Origin of the sequence: Amycolatopsis circi, assembly GCF_003385235.1 — a bacterium.
Taxonomy (GTDB): Bacteria; Actinomycetota; Actinomycetes; order Mycobacteriales; family Pseudonocardiaceae; genus Amycolatopsis; species Amycolatopsis circi.
Map to the genome: position 1 here is coordinate 32,893 of NZ_PQIA01000040.1, position 19,545 is coordinate 52,437.

General features: G+C 67.6%; 22 protein-coding genes. 11 read left to right on the forward strand and 11 right to left on the reverse strand.

Features of this window, described 5'->3' with window-relative positions; all coding sequences use genetic code 11:
- Positions 1 to 292 precede the first annotated feature (292 nt).
- Genes D0D37_RS19125 through D0D37_RS19135 form a run of 3 tightly spaced genes read right to left on the reverse strand, consistent with a single transcriptional unit; the run spans position 293 to position 3,260 of the window.
- Positions 293 to 1,471, reverse strand: a complete 1,179-nt coding sequence (locus tag D0D37_RS19125) for a glycine C-acetyltransferase (protein ID WP_116201920.1) — start codon at positions 1,469 to 1,471, stop codon at positions 293 to 295.
- On the reverse strand, positions 1,468 to 2,430 hold the full coding sequence (locus D0D37_RS19130) for an NmrA/HSCARG family protein (protein ID WP_116201921.1): 963 nt from the start codon (positions 2,428 to 2,430) through the stop codon (positions 1,468 to 1,470). The genes D0D37_RS19125 and D0D37_RS19130 overlap by 4 nt, the downstream gene beginning before the upstream one ends.
- On the reverse strand, positions 2,427 to 3,260 hold the full coding sequence (locus tag D0D37_RS19135; RefSeq protein WP_244223575.1) for a polysaccharide deacetylase family protein: 834 nt from the start codon (positions 3,258 to 3,260) through the stop codon (positions 2,427 to 2,429). Before D0D37_RS19135 ends, D0D37_RS19130 begins: the two co-directional genes overlap by 4 nt.
- A gap of 124 nt (positions 3,261 to 3,384) precedes the next feature.
- Here D0D37_RS19135 and D0D37_RS19140 point away from each other — a divergent pair, with 124 nt between their 5' ends.
- On the forward strand, positions 3,385 to 4,275 hold the full coding sequence (locus D0D37_RS19140) for a LysR family transcriptional regulator (RefSeq protein ID WP_116201923.1): 891 nt from the start codon (positions 3,385 to 3,387) through the stop codon (positions 4,273 to 4,275).
- Positions 4,276 to 4,280: 5 nt separating this feature from the next.
- On the opposite strand, the gene D0D37_RS19145 is transcribed toward D0D37_RS19140, so the two are convergent.
- From D0D37_RS19145 to D0D37_RS19165, 5 genes are read right to left on the reverse strand one after another with little or no spacing between them, the layout of a single operon-like run.
- Positions 4,281 to 4,994, reverse strand: a complete 714-nt coding sequence (locus D0D37_RS19145) for a methyltransferase domain-containing protein (protein WP_116201924.1) — start codon at positions 4,992 to 4,994, stop codon at positions 4,281 to 4,283.
- Positions 4,991 to 5,338 (reverse strand): ArsR/SmtB family transcription factor, encoded by a 348-nt coding sequence (locus D0D37_RS19150; protein WP_244223576.1) that lies wholly within the window; start codon positions 5,336 to 5,338, stop codon positions 4,991 to 4,993. Before D0D37_RS19150 ends, D0D37_RS19145 begins: the two co-directional genes overlap by 4 nt.
- A 28-nt stretch (positions 5,339 to 5,366) precedes the next feature.
- Positions 5,367 to 5,765: an arsenate reductase ArsC gene (locus D0D37_RS19155; RefSeq protein WP_116201926.1), complete on the reverse strand. Its 399-nt coding sequence runs from the start codon at positions 5,763 to 5,765 to the stop codon at positions 5,367 to 5,369.
- The gene (gene arsB / locus D0D37_RS19160; protein ID WP_116201927.1) at positions 5,762 to 6,832 is read right to left on the reverse strand and encodes an ACR3 family arsenite efflux transporter; all 1,071 of its coding nucleotides are present in this window, start codon (positions 6,830 to 6,832) and stop codon (positions 5,762 to 5,764) included. The genes D0D37_RS19155 and arsB overlap by 4 nt, the downstream gene beginning before the upstream one ends.
- Entirely contained in the window at positions 6,829 to 7,191 is a 363-nt protein-coding gene (locus tag D0D37_RS19165) for an ArsR/SmtB family transcription factor (RefSeq protein WP_116201928.1), read from the reverse strand. The genes arsB and D0D37_RS19165 overlap by 4 nt, the downstream gene beginning before the upstream one ends.
- A gap of 81 nt (positions 7,192 to 7,272) precedes the next feature.
- On the opposite strand from D0D37_RS19165, the gene D0D37_RS19170 reads away from it, so the two are divergent.
- The 3 genes from D0D37_RS19170 (at position 7,273) to D0D37_RS19180 (ending at position 11,325) form a co-directional block, all read left to right on the forward strand.
- The gene (locus tag D0D37_RS19170) at positions 7,273 to 7,686 is read left to right on the forward strand and encodes an ArsI/CadI family heavy metal resistance metalloenzyme (protein ID WP_116201929.1); all 414 of its coding nucleotides are present in this window, start codon (positions 7,273 to 7,275) and stop codon (positions 7,684 to 7,686) included.
- A gap of 121 nt (positions 7,687 to 7,807) precedes the next feature.
- A complete protein-coding gene (locus D0D37_RS19175; RefSeq protein WP_116201930.1) occupies positions 7,808 to 9,823 on the forward strand; it encodes a hypothetical protein in 2,016 nt (671 codons plus the stop codon).
- Between the two features lie 290 nt (positions 9,824 to 10,113).
- Complete coding sequence (locus D0D37_RS19180; protein WP_116201931.1) at positions 10,114 to 11,325, forward strand: oxygenase MpaB family protein; 1,212 nt, start codon at positions 10,114 to 10,116, stop codon at positions 11,323 to 11,325.
- On the opposite strand, the gene D0D37_RS19185 is transcribed toward D0D37_RS19180, so the two are convergent.
- Positions 11,322 to 12,464, reverse strand: coding sequence for a TetR/AcrR family transcriptional regulator (locus D0D37_RS19185; protein ID WP_116201932.1), 1,143 nt, complete (start codon positions 12,462 to 12,464; stop codon positions 11,322 to 11,324). The two genes, D0D37_RS19180 and D0D37_RS19185, sit on opposite strands and share 4 nt — an antisense overlap.
- A gap of 70 nt (positions 12,465 to 12,534) precedes the next feature.
- Positions 12,535 to 12,711 (reverse strand): hypothetical protein, encoded by a 177-nt coding sequence (locus tag D0D37_RS47435; protein WP_208720041.1) that lies wholly within the window; start codon positions 12,709 to 12,711, stop codon positions 12,535 to 12,537.
- 177 nt (positions 12,712 to 12,888) lie between these two features.
- Between D0D37_RS47435 and D0D37_RS19195 the strand changes: the two genes are divergently transcribed.
- The 6 genes from D0D37_RS19195 (at position 12,889) to D0D37_RS19220 (ending at position 17,853) form a co-directional block, all read left to right on the forward strand.
- Entirely contained in the window at positions 12,889 to 13,425 is a 537-nt protein-coding gene (locus D0D37_RS19195) for a helix-turn-helix domain-containing protein (protein WP_116201951.1), read from the forward strand.
- 74 nt (positions 13,426 to 13,499) lie between these two features.
- Positions 13,500 to 14,435, forward strand: coding sequence for a helix-turn-helix transcriptional regulator (locus D0D37_RS19200; protein WP_162834319.1), 936 nt, complete (start codon positions 13,500 to 13,502; stop codon positions 14,433 to 14,435).
- A 50-nt stretch (positions 14,436 to 14,485) separates the two neighbouring features.
- Positions 14,486 to 15,307, forward strand: a complete 822-nt coding sequence (locus D0D37_RS19205) for a dioxygenase family protein (RefSeq protein ID WP_116201933.1) — start codon at positions 14,486 to 14,488, stop codon at positions 15,305 to 15,307.
- A gap of 139 nt (positions 15,308 to 15,446) precedes the next feature.
- Entirely contained in the window at positions 15,447 to 15,809 is a 363-nt protein-coding gene (locus D0D37_RS19210) for a YciI family protein (RefSeq protein WP_116201934.1), read from the forward strand.
- Positions 15,806 to 17,008 (forward strand): RNA polymerase sigma factor, encoded by a 1,203-nt coding sequence (locus D0D37_RS19215; protein WP_116201935.1) that lies wholly within the window; start codon positions 15,806 to 15,808, stop codon positions 17,006 to 17,008. The genes D0D37_RS19210 and D0D37_RS19215 overlap by 4 nt, the downstream gene beginning before the upstream one ends.
- The gene (locus tag D0D37_RS19220) at positions 17,008 to 17,853 is read left to right on the forward strand and encodes a carboxymuconolactone decarboxylase family protein (protein ID WP_116201936.1); all 846 of its coding nucleotides are present in this window, start codon (positions 17,008 to 17,010) and stop codon (positions 17,851 to 17,853) included. The genes D0D37_RS19215 and D0D37_RS19220 overlap by 1 nt, the downstream gene beginning before the upstream one ends.
- 56 nt (positions 17,854 to 17,909) lie before the next feature.
- Here D0D37_RS19220 and D0D37_RS19225 read toward each other — a convergent pair whose 3' ends face one another.
- A complete protein-coding gene (locus tag D0D37_RS19225; RefSeq protein ID WP_116201937.1) occupies positions 17,910 to 18,806 on the reverse strand; it encodes a hypothetical protein in 897 nt (298 codons plus the stop codon).
- Between the two features lie 287 nt (positions 18,807 to 19,093).
- On the opposite strand from D0D37_RS19225, the gene D0D37_RS47440 reads away from it, so the two are divergent.
- Positions 19,094 to 19,447 carry an alcohol dehydrogenase catalytic domain-containing protein gene (locus D0D37_RS47440; protein ID WP_208720035.1) on the forward strand — a complete coding sequence of 118 codons (354 nt, stop codon included), beginning with the start codon at positions 19,094 to 19,096 and terminating at the stop codon, positions 19,445 to 19,447.
- Positions 19,448 to 19,545 lie beyond the last annotated feature (98 nt).

The window sequence follows — 19,545 nt, forward strand, 5'->3', positions numbered from 1 at the left end:
TTTCCTGGTCGGAGCCTCCTCCTGGCGCAGGACGGCGGTCGAGGGATTCCCTCGGCCGCCGTCCTGTTTTTTTGCGCACCTTCAGACGGCAAGAAGCCGTGCCGCTTTGAGCCCTTCGCGGTCAGGCCAGCCGCTCATCGTCGGAGACATCGATCTTGAAGCCTGTTCGCAAGAAGGCCTGGAAACCGGATGCTGGCGGCGACTTCACCGACGTCCACCTCTGGCGAGGGTGGCTCAGGGCTCTTCCCTGCCTTGTGGACGATCACGGCCGCCCTTATCGCATCTCACGAGTTCACGTTCTCCGGACGAGTTCCGCGTCGCGAGCAGCGACGAAGGCGGCGACGCAGCGGTCAAGGTCGTCGCGGGAGTGTTCCGACGAGATTTGCACCCGGATGCGCGCTTCTCCCATCGGCACCACCGGATAACTGAACGCGGTCACGTACACGCCGGATCGCCGCATTAGTTCGGCGACGCGGGCGGCATCACCCGCGTCGCCGAACATGATCGGCACGATGGGGCGTTCTCCGGGCAGGAGGTGGAAGCCTGACCGTTCCATGCGGGTGCGGAAGGTGGCGGTGTTGCGGTGGAGTGCGACGCGACGAGAGGGGTCCGCGGCCAGGTCTAGGGCAGCCAAGGCACCCGCGACGATGGCGGGCGGCAAGGCGTTGGAGAACAGGTAGGGCCGGGAGTGTTGCCGCAGCAGTTCCACGATCTCGGCGTGACCGCTGACGTAGCCACCGGACGCGCCCCCGAGTGCTTTGCCGAGGGTGCCGGTGACGATGTCGACTCGGTCCTGTACGCCCAGCAGTTCGGGGGTTCCGGCACCGGTCGGGCCGAGGATTCCGACGGCGTGCGAGTCGTCGACCATGACCATCGCGTCGTAGCGGTCGGCTAGGTCGCAGATGTCTCGCAGTGGCGCGATGGAGCCGTCCATGGAGAAGACGCCGTCGGTCACGATCAGGCGGCGGCGAGCGGGGGTCGACAGTTGGGTTTCTAGCTCGGTCAGGGTGCGGTAGCGGTGGCGGCGTGCTTTCGAAAGGCGGATGCCGTCGATGATTGAGGCGTGGTTGAGGGTGTGGGAGAGCACCGCGTCTCGCTCGTCTAGCAGGGTGGCGAATACGCCGCCGTTCGCGTCGAAGCACGAGGAGTAGAGGATCGTCGCGTCGGTTCCCAGCAACGTGGACAGGCGCGATTCCAGGTCGGCGTGTTCGGTTTGAGTGCCGCAGATGAAGCGGACGCTTGCCATTCCGAAGCCCCGGGTTTCGAGGGCGTGTTTGGCGGCGTCGATGACCGCGGGGTGGTCGGCCAGGCCTAGGTAGTTGTTGGAGCAGAAGTTCAAGACCTCTCGTCCATCGACGACAAGCCGCGCCGATTGTGGCGAGGTGAGGCGGTGTTCGATCTTGTACAGGTCTGCGGCGCGGAGTTCGTCTAGTGCGGTGCGCAGTTCGGTTTGGACGGACGCATAAGTCATGTTCGGGGCCTGAATTGCTGGACTTCGCGTCGGCTGCCGTCCCATCCGGTGTGGCGCAGCCAGTCTTCGAAGGTCATCAGGCCGGGATGGAGTCGCCGCAGCAGTGAGAGGTCGCGGTCGTGAGTGGCGACGTCGTGTTGCTGGAAGAAGCCGAACATTCCGGCGTAGTCGTGGCCGACGTCGGGGATGCTCGCGCGGAGGGCGTCGAGTGGCAGGTCTTCGTAGCGGGCGGGGGTTCCAGTCACGCGCTCGAAAGTCGCGGCGATTTCGGTGCCGGTGAGGCTGTCCGCAGAGACGGCTAGATCGCGTGCGCCCCAGGATTGCCAGTGTTCCAGCATGTGCACCGCGAACCAGGCGATGTCGGCCAGGGCGATCATGGGGTATCGGCCGGAGCCCAGCGGGAGGGTGAATACCGCGGCCTGGTCACCCTCGGGAGACAGGCGGGATTGCAGGTTTTCGAAGTACGGCGAGGTCACCAGGATCGAGACGTGCTCTGTGTACCAGCCGTCCCGCTGTTGACGCATCATTTCTTCTGACCGGTGAAGCTGGATGTGTGCGGCGACTGCGGCTTTGGCTTCGTAGTGCGGCACGAGAACGCGTCCAGCGGTCAGCGTCGCGGGGCTGTCCAGCGATGACCATACGAACCGGTCGACGCCGTGTTGTCTGGCTGTTTCGAGGATGTTCGTGCCCTGAGTGAACTCGGCGAGCGGGCTTTTGGCGGAGAAGAAGTCGGTGTTGCAGAAGACCCGGGATACGCCGTTCAGCGTGGAATCGATGCTTCGCGGGTCGCTTGCGTCGCCGCGGATCAGCCGTACGCGGTCGTGCGCTCGGGCTGCCGCACGTGGTGAATCCGGGCCGCGGGTGAGGACCGTGATTTCGTCGTCGGTGTCGGCGAGGAGCCGGGTGACGACTCGGCTGCCCATGGCTCCGGTGCCGCCGATGACGAGGGTGCGGGTCATGAGGCGGCCTTTTCGGTGTTGAGCACGTGCTCGGCTAGCTCGTGGTGAGTGGCGATCCAGACGTCGTCTCGGACGAGGGCGATCTGCTGGAGCAGCTGTTCGAATTGGTCGGCGAACAGCGGTCGTCCGCCGACGTGAGCGTGGACGGTCAGGTTGAGGATGCCTGGCGTCGGCTGGCGGAGGAGGTAGTCGAGGAAGTCTGCCTGGATGTCTCGGTACGCGCGCGGGCCTGCCATGACGCCGCGTACGTCGGTGAAGTCGCTGTGCATGAGGTACGCCAAGGGGCCGGCGGAGGTGGCCGCGACGTAGGGCAGGTCGCGGTCGCTGCGGTCCCCGGACCAGCGGTACCCGGACGCGGCGAGCAGAGCGGGCGTGTTCTGGGATTCGGTGGCTCGCGGGCTGAGCCAGCCGGTCGGCCTGGAACCGGTGAGCTGGCGCAGAATGTCGGTACAACGCCTGATGTTTTCCGCTTCGGCTTCGGCGCTGAGCTGTCCGGGGATGATGTCCTGAGCGTAGGAATGCGCCGCGATCTCGTGTCCGGCGGCGTGCGCGGCCAGCACGGGTTCGGGATGCCGTTCCGCGAGCAGGCCGCTGACGCCGAAGGTGGCCGGCATGTCGTGCCGGTCCAGGACCTCGAGCAGCCGCCAGACCCCGGTCGTAGCCCCGTATTCGGCCCAAGACATGCTGTGCCGGCACTCGACGCCGGGCAGCGGCCAGGCGGCGGCCATCGGCGCGTAGACCGGCCAGTGGCCGTCGGTCCACGACTCGAGCGCGACGCAGATCTTCACCGCGACCTTCTTGCCGTCCGGCCAGGCCTGAACAGCTCCCATGGGCATTCTCCGCTTCTTCCCTCGGAATATCGTCACGGTAGCCGCGGGAGGGCGATTCATTTAGCCTCGTCGGCGGAAAGGATTTATCCACACGATGCATAAGCCAGAAGTCACGCTCGATCGAATGCGCACGTTCGTCCGGGTCGCCGAAAGCGGCAGCTTTTCCGCTGTCGCACGGGATCTGGGCGTCGGGCAGTCCACCGTCACCCGGCACGTGGGCGACCTGGAAGAGGCGCTCGGGGTCTCGGTGTTCAGCCGCACCACCAGAAGCATTTCCCTGACGGACGAGGGTCGCCGTTTTTACGACCGTGCCACGGAGATCCTGCGGCTGGTCGAGCAGGCGCGCCAAGAGGTCGAGTCGGGTGCGTCCGGAAAAGTGCGGATCTCGTGCTCGGCGTTCTTCGGGGTCATGCATCTGAGCAGGCTGATCTTCGACTTCCAGGATCGCTATCCGGACATTCGCGTCGACTTCGTCCTCACCGATGAACGCTCCGACCTGATCCGCGACGGCGTGGATGTCGCCATCCAGATCGGGCCACAGCCGGACAGCGAACTGCGGCTGCGTCCGCTCGGGGTGGCGCATCAGATCTTGGTCGCGTCACCTGACTACCTCGCGCGGCGCGGGACGCCTGAATCGCCGGAAGATCTGTCTTCGCACGACGTGATTCGGCGGACGAGTGTCGCGAAGAGCCACGAGCTGACGCTGATCGACGAGCAGGGCATGGCGCACGTCGCGACTTTCACGCCTCGGCTTCGGGTCGATCATGGGTTGGCTGCGCGGGAGGCGCTTGTCGCTGGGCGCGGGATCTCGCCGGTGCCGCGGTGGCTTGTCGACGACCTTCTCCGGGACGGGGTGCTGCGGGCGGTGCTGCCTGGGTACGGCTGTGCGCCGTTGCCGTTGAATCTGCTCGTCGTGCCTGAACGGGCCGAGCTGACGCGGGTTCGGCTTTTGCGGGACTTTCTGGCGGAGGAGATCATCCGGGTTCCGGGAGTGGGACCGCTGCTTCGGCAGTGAGCGGGTCAGCCTGACGGCTTGTCCGCCCGAATGATTGCCGAGTACAGCTTGTTCCCGACCTCGTGAGTACGCCGGATGTCGACGTTCACGAGGCCCGCGGAGTGAAGCAAGGCCCGGTAGTCGTCGGCCGTGAGTGCCCCGCCGAGACATTCCTCGTCAGCTGCAGCTCGCTCCGCGTCGGTCAAGGTTTCCCCGGCGAGGAGGTCAGTCACCCCGAGACGGCCTCCGGGACGCAGAACGCGCGCGATCCCCGCGAAAACAGCCGGTTTGTCCGGCGACAGGGCGATGACGCAGTTGGAGATCACGACATCCACAGCGTTGTCCGGCAAGGGAATGACTTCGATCGTCCCCTTGACGAACTCGACATTCCCGAGCCCCGCCTGTGCGGCGTGCCGGCGGGCGAGGGCGAGCATTTCGTCGGTCATGTCGAGACCGATGGCGCGGCCTTCCGGCCCGACGCGACGGGCGGAAAGCAGCACGTCCAGGCCGCCGCCGGAACCGAGGTCGAGGACAGTTTCGCCGGGCCGCAGGCCGGCGACCGCGAGTGGGTTTCCGCAGCCCAGGCTGGTGGCTGCGACCGTTTCGGGGACGCTTTCTTCTGTGTAGTGCACCGCGCCGAGTCGTTCGGATCCGGACAGCAGGCCGGTGGCTTCGCCTGCCAACGCTCGTCGTGCGGCATTGGCGTAGCGGTCACGGACCGCGTCCTGGTCTGATGTCATCTCGGGACCTCGCAGGCAATGTCGGCGAAGGGGACGGCCGCCCTGCCCATGACGACGTCGGCCGCGCTGGGGAAGCAAGACAAACAGTGCTTGTTGACCTGGTACAACCGGGCCGTGCCGTGCGGTTGCACCAGGACGAACCTGGCCTCGGTCAGGATCTTCAAATGCGCCGAGACAGTCGATTGGCTCACGCTCACGTGCTCGACGATCTCGCCGACCGGCAGCGGACGACCCGAGGAGGCGATCAGGTGCAGGATCTGGACACGCGTCGGATCCGCGAGCGCGCGGAACCATCCGGCATAGGTCTCCGCGACAGCACGGTCCAGCACATCAACCTCCTTCATCGTCCATCGACGATAGACGATGAAGGGGTCAGCTGACCAGCTCGGCGAGCAGAGCCCGGACCCTCCGGTCGATCTCGTCGCGGACAGGGCGGACCTGGTCGACCGGAAGGCCCGCCGGGTCATCGAGCTTCCAGTCGAGGTAGCGCTTGCCGGGGAACACGGGGCAGGCGTCGCCGCAGCCCATGGTGATCACGACGTCGGCGGCGCGGACCGCTTCGGTGGTCAAGGATTTGGGGAACTCGCGGGTCAGGTCGATGCCGAGTTCGGCCATGACCGCGACGACCGCCGGGTTGAGCGTGTCGGCTGGCGCGGATCCGGCAGAGCGGACGACGACCCTGCCGCGCGCGTGATGACGCAACAGTCCTGCCGCCATCTGTGAGCGTCCGGCGTTGTGGACGCAGACGAAGAGCACTTCTGGGATGGTCATGGCGAAATCTCCGCGGGTACGGCGGCGAACCGGCGTCGAAGCGCGAGAGACACATAGACCAGCGCGACAAGAACCGGGACTTCGATGAGCGGCCCGACGACTCCGGCGAGGGCTTGTCCGCTCGCAGCCCCGAAAGTGGCGATCGCGACGGCGATGGCGAGTTCGAAGTTGTTGCCCGCCGCGGTGAATGCCAGCGTCGTGGTTCGTTCGTACGACAGGCCGACCGCTTTGCCGACCGCGTAAGAGCCCGCCCACATGAGTCCGAAGTAGACCAGCAACGGCAGGGCGATCCGGGCGACGTCGAGCGGGCGGCTGGTGATCTGGCCGCCCTGCAGCGCGAACAGGACCACGATGGTGAACAGCAGCCCGTACAACGCGACCGGCCCGATCTTCGGCAGGAACCGGGATTCGTACCAGGCACGCCCCTTCGCGCGCTCCCCCAGCCGGCGGGACAGGTACCCGGCTAGCAGCGGGAGGCCCAGGAACACCAGCACGCTCTTGGCGATCTGCCACGCGGAAACGCTCAGACCGGCTTGCGGGAGACCGAGCCAGCCGGGCAGCACGGCGAGGTAGAACCAGCCCAGGACGCCGAACATGACGACCTGGAACACCGAGTTCAGCGCGACCAGCACGGCCGCGGCCTCCCGGTCGCCGCAGGCCAGGTCGTTCCAGATGACCACCATCGCGATGCACCGGGCGAGGCCGACGATGATCAGCCCGGTGCGGTACTCCGGCAGGTCGGGCAGCAGGAGCCAGGCCAGCGCGAACATCAGCGCCGGGCCGATCAGCCAGTTCAGCACCAGCGACGGCCACAGCAGCCGCCGGTCGGCCGTCACGCCGCCCAGCCGGTCGTAGCGGACTTTCGCCAGCACCGGGTACATCATCACGAGCAGTCCGAGCGCGATCGGCAACGAGATGCCATCGACCCGCACCGCGTCCAGTGCCCCGCCGAGGCCGGGAATCCAACGGCCGGCGAGCAATCCGAGCACCATCGCGACGGCGATCCACACCGGCAGGAAACGATCCAAAGTGGACAGTTTGCCGACCACGCCGGCTTCCGCCGTCATGCCGGCGCCTCCGCGCCGCCCGGGACCAGCACGGCCGAGAGCCGGGCCAGGACTTCGGGGTGGACGCGGTAGTAGACCCAGGTGCCGCGCCGCTCCCCGGTGATCAGACCGGATTCGCGCAGCACCTTCAGGTGATGGGAAATCGTCGGGCCGGTCAGGTCGAACGCGTCGGTCAAGTCGCACACGCACGCTTCCCCGCCGGCATGGGACGCGATCAGCGACAGCAGTCGCAGCCGCACCGGGTCGGACATCGCCTTGAACAGCTTCGACAGCTCCGCGGCCTGGTCGGCCGTCAGCGGTTCGCGCGCCAGCGGGGTACAGCACGCGTCCAGCGCGACCAGCGGCAGTTGCTTCGACATACGTCTATCTTGACAGACCTCTAGATAGACAGCAATCTAGGTTCCATTCTGTTTCGACAGTCATCTATTCAAGGAGGACGGATGTCCCGAGTTCAGCTCGCACTGCGCGTCGGCGACCTGGCGGGGTCGATCGACTTCTACTCGAAGCTGTTCGGCACCGAGCCGGCCAAACTCCGGCCCGGCTACGCCAACTTCGCCGTCGCCGAACCCACGCTCAAGCTCGTGCTCCTGGAAGGCGAGCCCGGTCAGGACACCGTGCTGGACCACCTCGGCGTCGAGGTCGAATCGACGGAGGACGTCAACGCGGCCAGCAAGCGCCTCACCGGGGAGGGCTTGGAAACCCTGACCGAGGACAACACGACCTGCTGCTACGCCGTGCAGGACAAGGTGTGGGTGCACGGTCCGGGGCAGGAGCCTTGGGAGGTTTACACCGTCAAGGCCGACTCGCCGACCTTCGACAGTGCCGCACCGAATCCCGAAAGCTGCTGCCCCTGAACGAAGATCGGCCGCCGGACAAAACGTCCTTGCCGGTCCTTCGCGGGCCTAGCGCGACGACCACGTCCAAGCCCCTACGCTGGTCGCGTGCCCGCGTTGAACCGGCAAGGACTCTGACACCATGCGCATGTATTTCGAACCCGAGGACGCCGACGCGTTCGAGGCGGCCAAGGCACTGCTGATCCGGCGCTGCACGGCCCGCGCCGAGCACCTCGATCCGCTGGTGGTGGAATCCGCGCTGAATTTCCGGCACCACAGCGTCGACGGGCGGCTCGGGTTCTGGACCGCCGGCTTGGCCGAGGAATTCCTGTTGTCCTACACGCCCCGCGCCCTGTCGGCCACGCCCGACGAGGCGGGCCACGTCCCGGAAGACCTGCGGCTCTTCCTGCGGTGGCTGCACGCGAACGGACTGGCCGACCCCACGGGCGATCCGCTGGCCGACCTCGAAATCGCGGTGAGCAAGGCCAGTTCCGGGTTCGCCGCCGCGATGGCCGACGAACGGAACTTCGGCGTGGCCAAGTTCTGGGTGATGAACGCGTTCCGGCACGGAATCGACCCCACCGACAACGCGGCCATGGAGAGTTTTCTCGACGAGATCCGCGCGGGCGAGATCGATTACGACGAGGCGGCGCTCGAGGAAATCGCCGCGCGGCACCTCGTCGGCGGCGGCACGCCTGAGCGCGCGGTGCCGCAGCTTCCGGTGTCGCTTCCTCCGGATGCGGAACTCGCGGCGGCCGCGGAGCGGACGCAGGTCGTCGCCCGGTTGCGCGGATTGGTCGAATGGGTCGGCGACGGTCGCGCGCTGACCTCGACCGGCCAGCTGAAACTGGCCGACGCGCGCGAACTGGTGGATCTGCTCGACACCGGAGACCAGCTCGATCCGATGATCGGCGACCGGACCTACCGGACCCAGAGCAGCGCCGATCTGCCCGTGCTGGCCGACCTGGTAGAGCTGGCGAGGGAGATCCGCGTCGTCCGGGTGGTCAAGGGAAAGCTGGTGCGCGTAGCGAGGAACGCGCGGCTGCTTCGAGACAGTCTCGCCCTTTGGAGCGCGGCGTTCGACGCACTTCCCTCCCCCGAACTCGTCACGGAAGGACGCACCTGGGCACCCGAGTACACCGTGCTGTTCGGCGACATCATCGACGTAGTGCTGCCCGACGTTCTCAACACCCTTTACGGCTTTCCCGAACCGATGCCGGTGGTCCGGCTCGCGGAAACCGTCTGGCTGTCCTTCGTCGAGGCCGTCTGGTTCGCGGATCTGGACGAGAAGACCGAGGCGGAGTGGCGGCAGGGAGTCGGCGCGGATCTGCGCCGGGTGTTCGCCACGCTCGCGGACTTCGGCGCGCTCACGCTCACGACCGGGGTGCCCGACCCGATGTTCCGCTCCGATCTCGGCCCGGACGGGCCCGCCGGGTTCCCGCCGGACACCGACGCCCGGCTGCGGGCCGCGCTTTCCTCCGGAGCCACTGAACTGGTGGCCCTGACCCCGTTGGCGACCCGGGCGGTCCGCGCCCGGCTGATCGCCGCGGGCCGGCACGCTCCGCTGACCGGGGAGCTCACCGGTGCCGAACCCGCCGGATTGCTCGGTTTGCTCGCCGAGCACTACACCCCGGAGACCGCGGAAACGGAACTGGCCAGGTGGCTGACTGCCCACGGAGGGCGCGACCGCGGGCTGCCCTTGCTGCTGGACACGGTCCGCCATTGCCCGTTCCGCACGCGTGCGCGAGCGATGCTCGACGTGCTCGTCCAGTCTGTTCCCGACGGTGCCGCGATGCTTCGGCAACTGCGCCACGACCAGGAACTCGGGCCGCTCGCCGTGCAACTGCTCGTCGACAACGGCGAGGCCGCGATGGAGGAACTCAGCGAAGAGGAAACCCTGCGCGGCATGACCGAGCAGTTCATTCATCTGCTCGAGGTCGGCGGGCCCGACGAGGTTTCGGCCGCTCTCGCCACGATCCCGCCCGACGAGGCGCGCGGGTTGACCGCGAACCTGCTCGCCTGCGGCCATCCCGACGAGACTGGGATGGCGGAGCTGCGGGAGGTCTTCGCCCGGCGGCGGCCTGGGCACGCGACCGTGCATCCGCTGGCCGGAATCTCCCGGTCCTCGAAGAAAGCCCCCAAGAAGCGGCGGCGTTGAGCCCGCGCTCGCAAGCTGTCCCGCTGAACTGACTCGCCCGACCGGCCTCCGGAGTCCTGCCTCCAGGCCCCGGTCGATCTTCGCCGCGGGCTTCCCCGGCGGCCGACGCCATGGCAGCACGTCCTCGCCGACTTGGCGATCCGGAGCGGCGACACCTCTTGCCACCAGCCGTCCGAGGCCGTTATGTTAATGAGAAATCACTTCTTCCGAGACTGTCGACACGGGGCGGCGAGCAGCCCCTGGCCGGTGATGGGATGGCAACGACGCCTACCAGAGAGGCAGACAAGTACATGGAGAATCTCAGCAGAAGGAAGGTGCTGACCCTCGGCGCGGCGTTGGGCATCGCGGGGATGGCGGGCACCACCGGCACCGCGTGGGCGTGGTCGGGCAAGGGGTCGATCGCCGGGAGCGGCACCGGGGCGGATCCGTTCCAGGTTTGGGACGACACGGCGGACGCGGTCGCCGCGGCGTTGCTCAAGGAGGGCAAGGTCCCGGCGGTCAATACGGCTTGGCACGGCTGGATTGACAACAACGCGCCGCTGCCCGCGGGCATGCCGGATTACCTGGTTTCGTATCTGCAGCAGGTCAACCAGCTGCCGTCGTGGGCGGATCCGGCCAAGCTTGCTGCGTCGGAGAAGCTTTATACCCGGTTGAGCAGTTATCTTTTCGTTTCCGAGACGCTGGGCAGCGGGATCATGAGCACCGTCATTCCGCGGGAGGCGCGGGCGGTTTACTGGTCGGCTGGCGGCGCGGACATGAAGCAGCGGGCGGCCAAGACGTTCACCTTCGGGTACGACCTGCATAATTCCAAGGCCTGGGCACCGGACGGGCACTTCGTCGTTACGGCCAACAAGACGCGGCTTGTGCACGCTGTGGTGCGGAATTTGCTGCCGACGTCGGCGAAGTACCAGGCCGGTGCGGATCAGCCTAAGCCGATCAGCAATGGCGACATTCTGCGGACGTTCCATTCGGTCGCGACGTTCGCGCGCAGCAACATGCTCAAGTGGAACATCGCGTTGTCGACCGCGGAGCAGGACGCCGATCTGCACGCCTGGCAGGTCGCGTTGCATCTGCTTGGCGTGCAGGAGCAGTTCATTCCGCAGACGTGGGCGGACGCGGAAGCGCAGGCACAGCAGATGTTGTGGCCGGTGCTCGGGCCGACTGACGAAGGGGTCAGCCTGGCGAAGACGTTGCTCGGGTATATCGAGAAGCCGACGCTCGGGCTCGATTCCGGGTTCGTCAACGAGTTGGTGCGATATCTGCTCAATGACCAGATGGGCGACTGGCTCGGGCTCCCCCGCGATTACGCGCAGGCGGCGCTAATACGCCTTGAGTGGCCCGCGTATGTAGCGTTCCGGGAGGGGGCGTCCAAGATAATGCCGGGCAGCTTCTATCTCTTCGACCAGTTCGTGCGCGGCATTTCGATGCTGTACCTCAACAACGGGACGTCGCCGACGCAGACGCCGATCACGCTGCCCACGGCGAATCGGCCCGGCGCTTAGAGACCCAACGCGCTCAGCAGGAAAGCGGTGGCGGCGGCGCGGTGGTCGGGGGTGTCCTCCCACCGCAGCCGCCGGCCGGTTTCGACTACTGCGCCGAAGCCCGCGTGCACCAGCACGCGGGCTTGGTGCGCGTCCAGATCCGGGCGGGCCAGTCGGAGTTGTTGTTCCCACACGGCGATGTGCTCGCGTTGGGCGAGATTCAGCGGGCGTTGCAACGCGGCGGGCAGGCCGCCCAGTTCGGCGGCGGCGACGTTGGTCAGCGCGGTGTGTTCGAAGCTGTAGGCCACGTAGGTCGCGGCTAGTACGGGCAAGGCTTCCGCGCCGGTGGTGCCGTGGAGATTTTGTTCTACGGCTTGCGACAGGAGTCCCGCGGCTTGCAGACAGGCGGCCGCCAGGATTTCGGCTTTGTTGGGGAAATGGCGGTAGAGGGCAGAAGGCACTAAACCCACTGCCTCGGCGATTCGGGCGTTGGTGACGGTGGCGAATCCGTCTTGCTCGAACAGCGGGACGGCGGCGGCGAGGATTTGCGCGCGGCGGGTTCGGGCGACTGGCTGCGTGGGCAGTGAGACGGCGGGCACGGGCGCGCTGGTCGTTGCGGTGGCTAGGCGCAGGGCGGACTCGGTCAGCAGGTTCTCGGCGCGGTGGTGGGCGATCGACGTGCGGTGCATGGTGATCGAGCCGATCGCGCCGAGCGCGGCTACGGCTCGGAGGTCCGCGTCCGGCGACGGCTGCACTGCCTCGGTCACCCGCGCGACAACGTGGGCGAATTTCGCGCTCAGGACGCGACGGTCCGCTCGATCCAGGTAGCGGGCCTCCCAGCGGTACAGGCCGCCGGACTCGCGGTGGGCGACTGTGACGCGGGCCAGCGGGCGGAGGACGTCGGCGGCGGACGCGTCCGCGTCGACCTCGTCGAGGGCGGTGACCAGTCGGTCTGCCATCACGTTGGCGCATTCGGTGAACAGGGCGTACTTGTTCGGGAAGTGCCGGTACAGCGCGGCCGCGGTGATTCCGACGGCGGCGGCGATCTCCTCCATGGACGCCGCGTGGTAGCCGCGTTCGCTGAAAGCCCGGCCCGCCGCTTCGACGATGAGCTGCTTGCGGTTGCGCGGACGGGTCGCCGCGGCCGGTTCGGAGGTCACTGCGGACCCCGAGCACCCGGATGCGGAAACAAAGCCATGCCAGCCAGTCAATCACGAGACGAGCGGGTCTTCACGCGGGCGTGACGCAGGGGCGCGGGGTCATCGCCACCGCTAGTTCGGCGTGCGGCAAGGGCGGGACCACGACGTCGGCGGGGAATTCGGCGACAGACCAGCAGGGTTCGGCGTCCATCAGCAGGCCGTCGCAGTCGAAGACGACCGCCTGTGGCCGCTGAGGCAGCGCTGGCAATGCGCTTTCCGCACTTCTTGCCGCACACAGCAACGAAAAACTGTTGATCATCCTGACGGACGGGTAAAGCGCCGTCGGACAGCTGGCCTCTGCGCCGCGCCGGGAGCGGGGACCGCCCAGCGGGACCCGTCGAGGCCGGTGACCTGCGCCGAAGCGCCGTTCGACGATAATGATCGGGTGACCGTGACGAGGATCCGCGAGTTCCGCACCCTGCGTGGGCTGACCGTGCGCCAGCTTGCCGACCAGGCGGGGGTGTCGACCGGGTTGATCAGCCAGGTCGAGCGGGGCGTCACCGACCCCAGCCTGGAAACCATGCGGCGGATCGCCGAGGTGCTCGACATCCCGCTGTTCAGCCTGTTCCAGGAGCCGGACGAGGAAACCGTCGCGGTGATCCGGCACGACGACCGGTACCGGATCTCCTCGCCGCACCACGCGATCACCTACACCCGCGCGTCGCCGGGCGGTGCGAAGCTCGAAGTGCTCGAAGGCGAGCTGGAACCCGGCGGCGTGTCGTCCGACGAACTGCGCTCGCATCCATCTGAGGAATGCGTCGTGGTGATCGCCGGGCGGCTGACCGTCCAGGTCGGCGAGCAGACGCACGTGCTCAAGACCGGCGACAGCTGCCACTTCGATTCGACGATCCCGCACCGCTTCCGCAACGACGGCCGGACCACCGCCCGGTTCCTCGTGAGCGTCACTCCGCCGAGTTACTGATACTTCCGTCGGAGGTATCCGCATCGAAATTGGTCTAGACTTTTCGTTCCGAACCCGGCGAAAAGGACGGACTGATGCGTGGGACCACGGTGCCCCCGGGAATGTGCTGCCGACCGGTCAAAACCGGTGAACTTCCGTTGCACCGGCTTGAGGTGTCCGCGCCCGACGCGGTGCCGTTCGCGGTCGGCTCCTTCGACGCGGTGGGACCGTTGTCGCGGGCGGAATTCCCGCATCGGCACACTTTCTACGAAATCGTGCTCGTCACCGGAGGGACCGGCGCGCACGTCGTCGACCTGACGCGGTGGGAACTGAGCCCGCCGCACCTCGGCGTCGTCACGCCGGGTCAGGTGCACCATTGGGAGGCGAGCGAACTCACCGGATCGGTCGTGCTGTTCACCGACGACTTCCTCTTCGACCATCCGGCCGACCGCGAAACCCTGCGCAGGCTGCGAGAACGGCCGTGGCTGCGGCTGGACGGGACCGAGCACGACCGGACCGCGCGGCTGATCGCCGAACTCGAGGAGGAATTCCGCCGCGGCGGCGAGGACGGCGAATCCGTGCTGCGCGCGCTGCTGCACGTGCTGATCGTGCGCGCGGGAAGACTTCCCGGCATTCCGCCCGCGCCGGCGCCCGTCCGCGCACGCGCGGTAGCGGCGGAATTCGCGCAGCAGGCGGAAAAATCCGAGCTGGGACTGTGGTCGGTGCGCGCGCACGCCGAACGGCTCGGCGTCACTCCCGGCTACCTCACCGAGGCCGTCAAAGCGGCGACCGGGCGTACGGCGGCGGAATTGGTGCGCGAGGCGCGAACGCAGGAGGCGAAACGGTTCCTGCTGCGGACGAATCTGTCCGTGCGGCAGGTGGCGAGCCGCGTCGGATTCGCCGATCCAGCCTACTTTTGTCGGTTCTTTCGGCGAGAAACCGGGTTGAGCCCCGGAGGATTCCGCCGCACCGGCGACACCGCCCCGAAGATTCACCACGACTGCATGACTTCGTCCATCGCTGCGGGCTGATCTTCTCCCTACCGTCGAGGGGAATCCCGAGCCCCCACCGAGGAGCAGGCATGAACGAAGACAGGAAGTTCAGCCGCAAAACAGTGTTGAAGGCCGCGCTGGCCGCCGGAGTCGCCGCGCCGGTCGCGCTCGTCGGCGGCCCCGCGCTGGCCCGCACGAATTTCGCCGGCGGGCAGAAGGTCGAGCCGACCCCGTACTGCCACGACGGCGACGAGCCGACGATCGACCAGACCGAGGGCCCGTACTTCAAGCCGGACTCGCCCGAGCGCAGCGTGCTCGTCGACGACAGCACTCCGGGCCAGCGGCTCACCGTGAGCGGATACGTGTTCGGGCTCGCCTGCCAGCCGATCGGCCGCGCGCTGCTGGACTTCTGGCAGGCGGACGTGAACGGCGCCTACGACAACGACGGCTTCAACTTCCGCGGCCACCAGTACACGAACGACCTCGGCGAGTTCAAGCTGACCACGATCGTGCCGGGCCTCTACCCCGGCCGGACGCGGCACATCCACGTCAAGGTGCAGGCTCCCGGCCAGTCGATCCTGACGACCCAGCTGTACTTCCCCGGCGAGCCGCGGAACAACACCGACACGATCTTCGACTCGCGGCTGCTCATGACGGTCCGCGACGCCCCGAACAACGCCAAGGAGGCCGCGTTCGACTTCGTCCTCGCCGTCCAGCAGACGCCGACGGGCGGGCCGACCACGGGACCGCCGACCGGGCAGCCGGGAGGGACGTCCTGGGCCACCGGCAAGGCGTACACCGCCGGTACGCGCGTCACCTACAACGGGGTCGCCTACGTGTGCCTGCAAGGCCACACCGCCCAGCAGGGCTGGGAACCGCCCAACGCGCCCGCGTTGTGGCAGAAGGGCTGACCCCCTCCTGAGGAGAACGGCGGGCTCCCCCGGGCCCGCCGTTCTCGGTTTTTCCGGGAAGCCCGGCTCGCGCTGTCGAGTTACGGTCGACGCATTCGTCTTCCATTACGACGACGCCGGACCGGCCCTCGGAGGACACATGCACTACCTGCTGGTGATCTACAACTGCGACCGTCCCGAACCCGGTGATCCGGCCTTCCCGGACGCGCTGGCCAGGGTGAACGCGTTCGCCGACGAATGCAGGCGGCGCGGGGTGTTCGTGTCCGGCCATCCGCTGCAGGGCGAGCACACCGCGACCACGGTCAGCGTCCGCGAGGGGAAGACGCTGATCACCGACGGGCCGTTCCTGGAGACCCACGAGCACCTTGGTGGCGTGTACGTCCTCGACTGCCGCGATCTCGACGAAGCCCTCGAACTCGCCGCGCTGTGCCCGATGGCCGAGGTCGGCACCGTCGAGGTGCGCCCGGTCGCCGGCGTGCCCGGGCTGTCCCACCAGGCATGACCTCGGCGCTGCTGCGGGAGACCTACCGCGAACACCGGGCCCGGATGCTCGCGGCGCTGGTCCGCGTCCTCGGCGACTTCGAACTCGCCGAGGACGCACTGCAGGACGCGTGCGCGCTCGCCCTCCGCAACTGGGACGCCAAACCGCCGGACGACCCCGTGGCGTGGCTGCTGACCGCCGCCCGCAACAGCGCGATCGACCGGCTCCGGCGTGCTCGCCGCGGCCAGGAGAAGCTCGCTCAACTCGAGGAGCAGGCCACGAGAATGGAGCCAGCCGAGGAACGCTTGCTCGAGATCGGCGACGAACGGCTCAGTCTCGTCTTCACCTGCTGTCACCCCGCGCTCGCCGAGGACGCGCGCGTCGCGCTGACGCTGCAGGCGGTGGCCGGGCTGACCGCGGGGCAGATCGCGCGGACGTTCCTGGTCAGCGAGGCGACGCTGGCGCAGCGGCTGGTGCGGGCCAAACGCAAGATCCGCGATGCCGGGATCAGCCTCGCGGTCCCGGCCGATCATCTGCTGTCCGAGCGGCTGTCCGGGGTTTTGGCGGTGCTGTACTTGATCTTCACTCAAGGCTACACCTCACCGGACCATCGGGAGCTGCGACAGGAAGCGATTCGGCTGGCGAAGTTGGTCGCGACGCTGATGCCGGACGAGCCGGAAGCGCTCGGCCTGGTTTCGCTGTTGCTCGTGCACGATTCGCGCACCGCCGCCCGGTATACGCCGGATGGTGACGTTGTGTTGCTCGAAGACCAGGACCGAAGTCGTTGGGACCGCGGCGAAATCGCCGAGGCGATCGGCTTGCTGGACCGTGCGCTGCGCTTCGAGATGGGGGGGCCGTATCAGCTGCAGGCTGCCATTGCCGTCCAGCACGCGCAGGCTCGTTCCGCGGCGGACACCGATTGGGCGGCGATCGCTGGGCTGTATCTCCGGTTGCATGAAGCGAATCCCTCGCCGGTGATCGCGCTGAACCACGCCGTCGCGGTCGCCATGGCCACGAGCCCGGCGGAGGGCCTGGCACTCATCGACGGCATCGACGGACTTGACCGGTATCACCTGATGCACGCCGCGCGCGCTGATTTGCTGCGTCGCCTCGGCCGTACCGCGGAGGCGATAGCCGCGTATCGGCGCGCGCACGAACTCGCCGTCAACCCAGCCGACCGGCGATTTCTCGCGGGCCGCTTAGCCACCTTGGAGTCCTGATGAGACTGTCCATTCTCGACAACGGGCATCGCCTGCGAGCCAAGATGTTCCTGTCGATCACGTCGAAGCAGCCGCCGGACATCGTGAAGATGCTGCTGTACCGTCCGGGTTTTTTCACCCGGCCGTTGCTGGATGTCACCGCTCCGGCGATGCGCGGCCCGTCGTTCTGGACTGCCGGGGAACGCGAATTCCTCGCCATGTCAACGGCTTTGCTGCACGAGTGCCCGTTCTGCATCGACTCGCACGCAGAGCTGACCCGGATTGCTGGACACGGCGAGATCGATCCCTCGCAACCTGACGAGGCGCGGCCTGAAGTGCGCACTGTTCGGGCGTTTCTGGAGACCGTCACGCTGAATCCGGACCAGATCGTGCTGCCGGATCTTCCTTCCGCGGCGCTTCATGAGGCGCTGCGGGTGAATCTGGTGTGGAACGTCGTGAACCGGCTCGCGAACGCGTTCGGTTTCGTGCTCCGGGAAGGCCAGCTGGAGAGCGGGACCCGGGCCCTGCACCGGTTCGGGTACCGGTTCCCTGGCTTCCTGCTCGCCGGTGGCCCGAAGGGAACGCACGAGGATCCGGTGGAGAACATGCGGTATTCGGTCTTCACCGCCCCCGCAGTGACCGACCAGGCGCTTCGCGGCGCGGCGGCAACCGGGAACGGTTTACCCGCGCCGTTGCAGCCGTTCGCGGCGAAAGTCCGCGACGCGTCCTACCGGCTCACTGACGCCGATTTCGCCGAGCTGGCCACGAAATACCAGGAAGACGAGGTCTACGAAATCACCGTCGCCGCAGCGGTGGGCGCTGCCTTGCGCAGTTTCGACGCGGGACAACAGAAACTCGCCGCATAACGCGAACCGGCGGCCAGGATTCCACACCCGGCCGCCGGTTCGCGTCAGTCATCCGCTCAGGGGCGGTAAAGCTCCTTGGCGACGTCGATGTTGTCGTTCTTGTCGACGTGGATCTCGGCCAGCGGCGGGGTCGGGCCGGTCAGAGCCTCCATCAGCGCCTGTTCGGTGCACGGGTTCGTGCCGCGGCCCTGCTGGTCGATGGCCACTTCGCCGCCGGGGCACAGTTCGGCCGCGCCGAACACCTGCGCGGTCTTGCTCACCGGCAGCCGGTAGGTCTTGCCGTCGCCGGGAACCGGCACGAAGTGCCCGTTGTCCGCGCCGCCCTTCTTCCAGGTGATCAGCTGGAACTGGGCCATGTTGACCGAACGGTCGAACCCGGTGAACTGCACGGTCTGCGTCGTGTTCGGGAAGCGGCGCGTCGGCGCGGCGGGCTGCTGACCGGAGCCCTTGCCCGCGGTCGGCGCGGTCTTGATCATGAACTCGGAGCCGCCGTCCTTGCCGCAGTTCACGACGCCCTGGGCGAATTCTTCTTCCGCGCCCAATGCGCAGTCCCAGTGCCCCTCGATTCCGAGAACGCGGTGGCCGGGGCCTTCGCCCTGCGACGGCGCCAATTCGTAGTACTTCGTCATCACATTGAACGCTTCGACGCAGCCCGGAACGGATCCGTTCGCGCTTTCCACGGCAATCAGGTCCATTTTCGGGCCGTTGGCCGGGCCGACCTGTCCGCCGAGCTTGCTGCAGTTCACGTCGCCGTCCGGGAGGGCGGTAGTGCCCGCCGCACCGGCCGAGCCGCCCTGCGGGCCCTGCTTGACCGCCGCCGCGTCGGAAATGCTCTTCGCCGCGGAACCATTTCCGTCGACATTGTTTCCGCTGCACGCGGAAAGCAACGCGGTCGCGGCGACGGCCCCGCCGACCATGACCAGCTTCATCGACTTCATCGCGGTGAATCCCATTTTGTGCTCCCCGTGTCCTTTGGCGAATCTCTGCCCCCAAAGACGCGAAGCACCGAATGACGTTGCCCGGAAGTTCCGCCGACGGCCATAGTTGCCCCAATGCCACCCCGGCGTGGTCCGTGCGGGCACGACCTCGGCCGGCGTCGCAACCCCCGGCCTAGAACACGTCGCGCAGGGTCTCCAGGAGGCGGGCGATGTTCGCCTCGTCGCGAACGACCAGGCCCGCCTGCCGCAACATCGCGAGGTACTGCAAGGTGGTCGACTAGCCATGGCCGACGCGCTGCTGGATGTCGGTCACGCAGACGCCGACCTCGATGCGCGTGGTGGAACTCGTCCGCTTCGGTGCCGCGGACGCCGCGTTCGCCGCCCGCCAGCTACCAAGCCCCGTCCCCGGGCCGGGTCAGGTGCTGGTGCGCGTGGAAGCCGCATCCGTGAACCCGCTTGACCTGCAGACCCGGCGCGGCGACTACCGCGACGAGGTCGCGCTGCCCGCGGTGATCGGCAACGACGTGTCCAGCGTGATGGTCAAGACTGGCTCCGGGGCAGACGACTTCGAGCGGGCGACGAGGTCTGGTACCTGGCACCGGTGTTCGCCGCGCAGGGCACCTACGCCGAGTATCACGTGGTCGACCAGGCGCTAGTCGCACGCAAGCCTGGAGGGTTGTCGCATGTCGAAGCGGCCGGTCTCGCGCTCGTGGGCGTGACGGCGTGGGAGTCGCTGGTCGAACGCGCCGGGATG

Coding starts and splice junctions, on each gene's coding strand:
- D0D37_RS19125 (WP_116201920.1), bottom strand. CDS start 1,471: ATGACTTATGCGTCCGTCCAAACCGAACTGCGCACCGCACTAGACGAA.
- D0D37_RS19130 (WP_116201921.1), bottom strand. CDS start 2,430: ATGACCCGCACCCTCGTCATCGGCGGCACCGGAGCCATGGGCAGCCGA.
- D0D37_RS19135 (WP_244223575.1), bottom strand. CDS start 3,260: ATGGGAGCTGTTCAGGCCTGGCCGGACGGCAAGAAGGTCGCGGTGAAG.
- D0D37_RS19140 (WP_116201923.1), top strand. CDS start 3,385: ATGCGCACGTTCGTCCGGGTCGCCGAAAGCGGCAGCTTTTCCGCTGTC.
- D0D37_RS19145 (WP_116201924.1), bottom strand. CDS start 4,994: ATGACATCAGACCAGGACGCGGTCCGTGACCGCTACGCCAATGCCGCA.
- D0D37_RS19150 (WP_244223576.1), bottom strand. CDS start 5,338: ATGAAGGAGGTTGATGTGCTGGACCGTGCTGTCGCGGAGACCTATGCC.
- D0D37_RS19155 (WP_116201926.1), bottom strand. CDS start 5,765: ATGACCATCCCAGAAGTGCTCTTCGTCTGCGTCCACAACGCCGGACGC.
- arsB (WP_116201927.1), bottom strand. CDS start 6,832: ATGACGGCGGAAGCCGGCGTGGTCGGCAAACTGTCCACTTTGGATCGT.
- D0D37_RS19165 (WP_116201928.1), bottom strand. CDS start 7,191: ATGTCGAAGCAACTGCCGCTGGTCGCGCTGGACGCGTGCTGTACCCCG.
- D0D37_RS19170 (WP_116201929.1), top strand. CDS start 7,273: ATGTCCCGAGTTCAGCTCGCACTGCGCGTCGGCGACCTGGCGGGGTCG.
- D0D37_RS19175 (WP_116201930.1), top strand. CDS start 7,808: ATGCGCATGTATTTCGAACCCGAGGACGCCGACGCGTTCGAGGCGGCC.
- D0D37_RS19180 (WP_116201931.1), top strand. CDS start 10,114: ATGGAGAATCTCAGCAGAAGGAAGGTGCTGACCCTCGGCGCGGCGTTG.
- D0D37_RS19200 (WP_162834319.1), top strand. CDS start 13,500: ATGCGTGGGACCACGGTGCCCCCGGGAATGTGCTGCCGACCGGTCAAA.
- D0D37_RS19205 (WP_116201933.1), top strand. CDS start 14,486: ATGAACGAAGACAGGAAGTTCAGCCGCAAAACAGTGTTGAAGGCCGCG.
- D0D37_RS19210 (WP_116201934.1), top strand. CDS start 15,447: ATGCACTACCTGCTGGTGATCTACAACTGCGACCGTCCCGAACCCGGT.
- D0D37_RS19215 (WP_116201935.1), top strand. CDS start 15,806: ATGACCTCGGCGCTGCTGCGGGAGACCTACCGCGAACACCGGGCCCGG.
- D0D37_RS19220 (WP_116201936.1), top strand. CDS start 17,008: ATGAGACTGTCCATTCTCGACAACGGGCATCGCCTGCGAGCCAAGATG.
- D0D37_RS19225 (WP_116201937.1), bottom strand. CDS start 18,806: ATGGGATTCACCGCGATGAAGTCGATGAAGCTGGTCATGGTCGGCGGG.
- D0D37_RS47440 (WP_208720035.1), top strand. CDS start 19,094: ATGTCGGTCACGCAGACGCCGACCTCGATGCGCGTGGTGGAACTCGTC.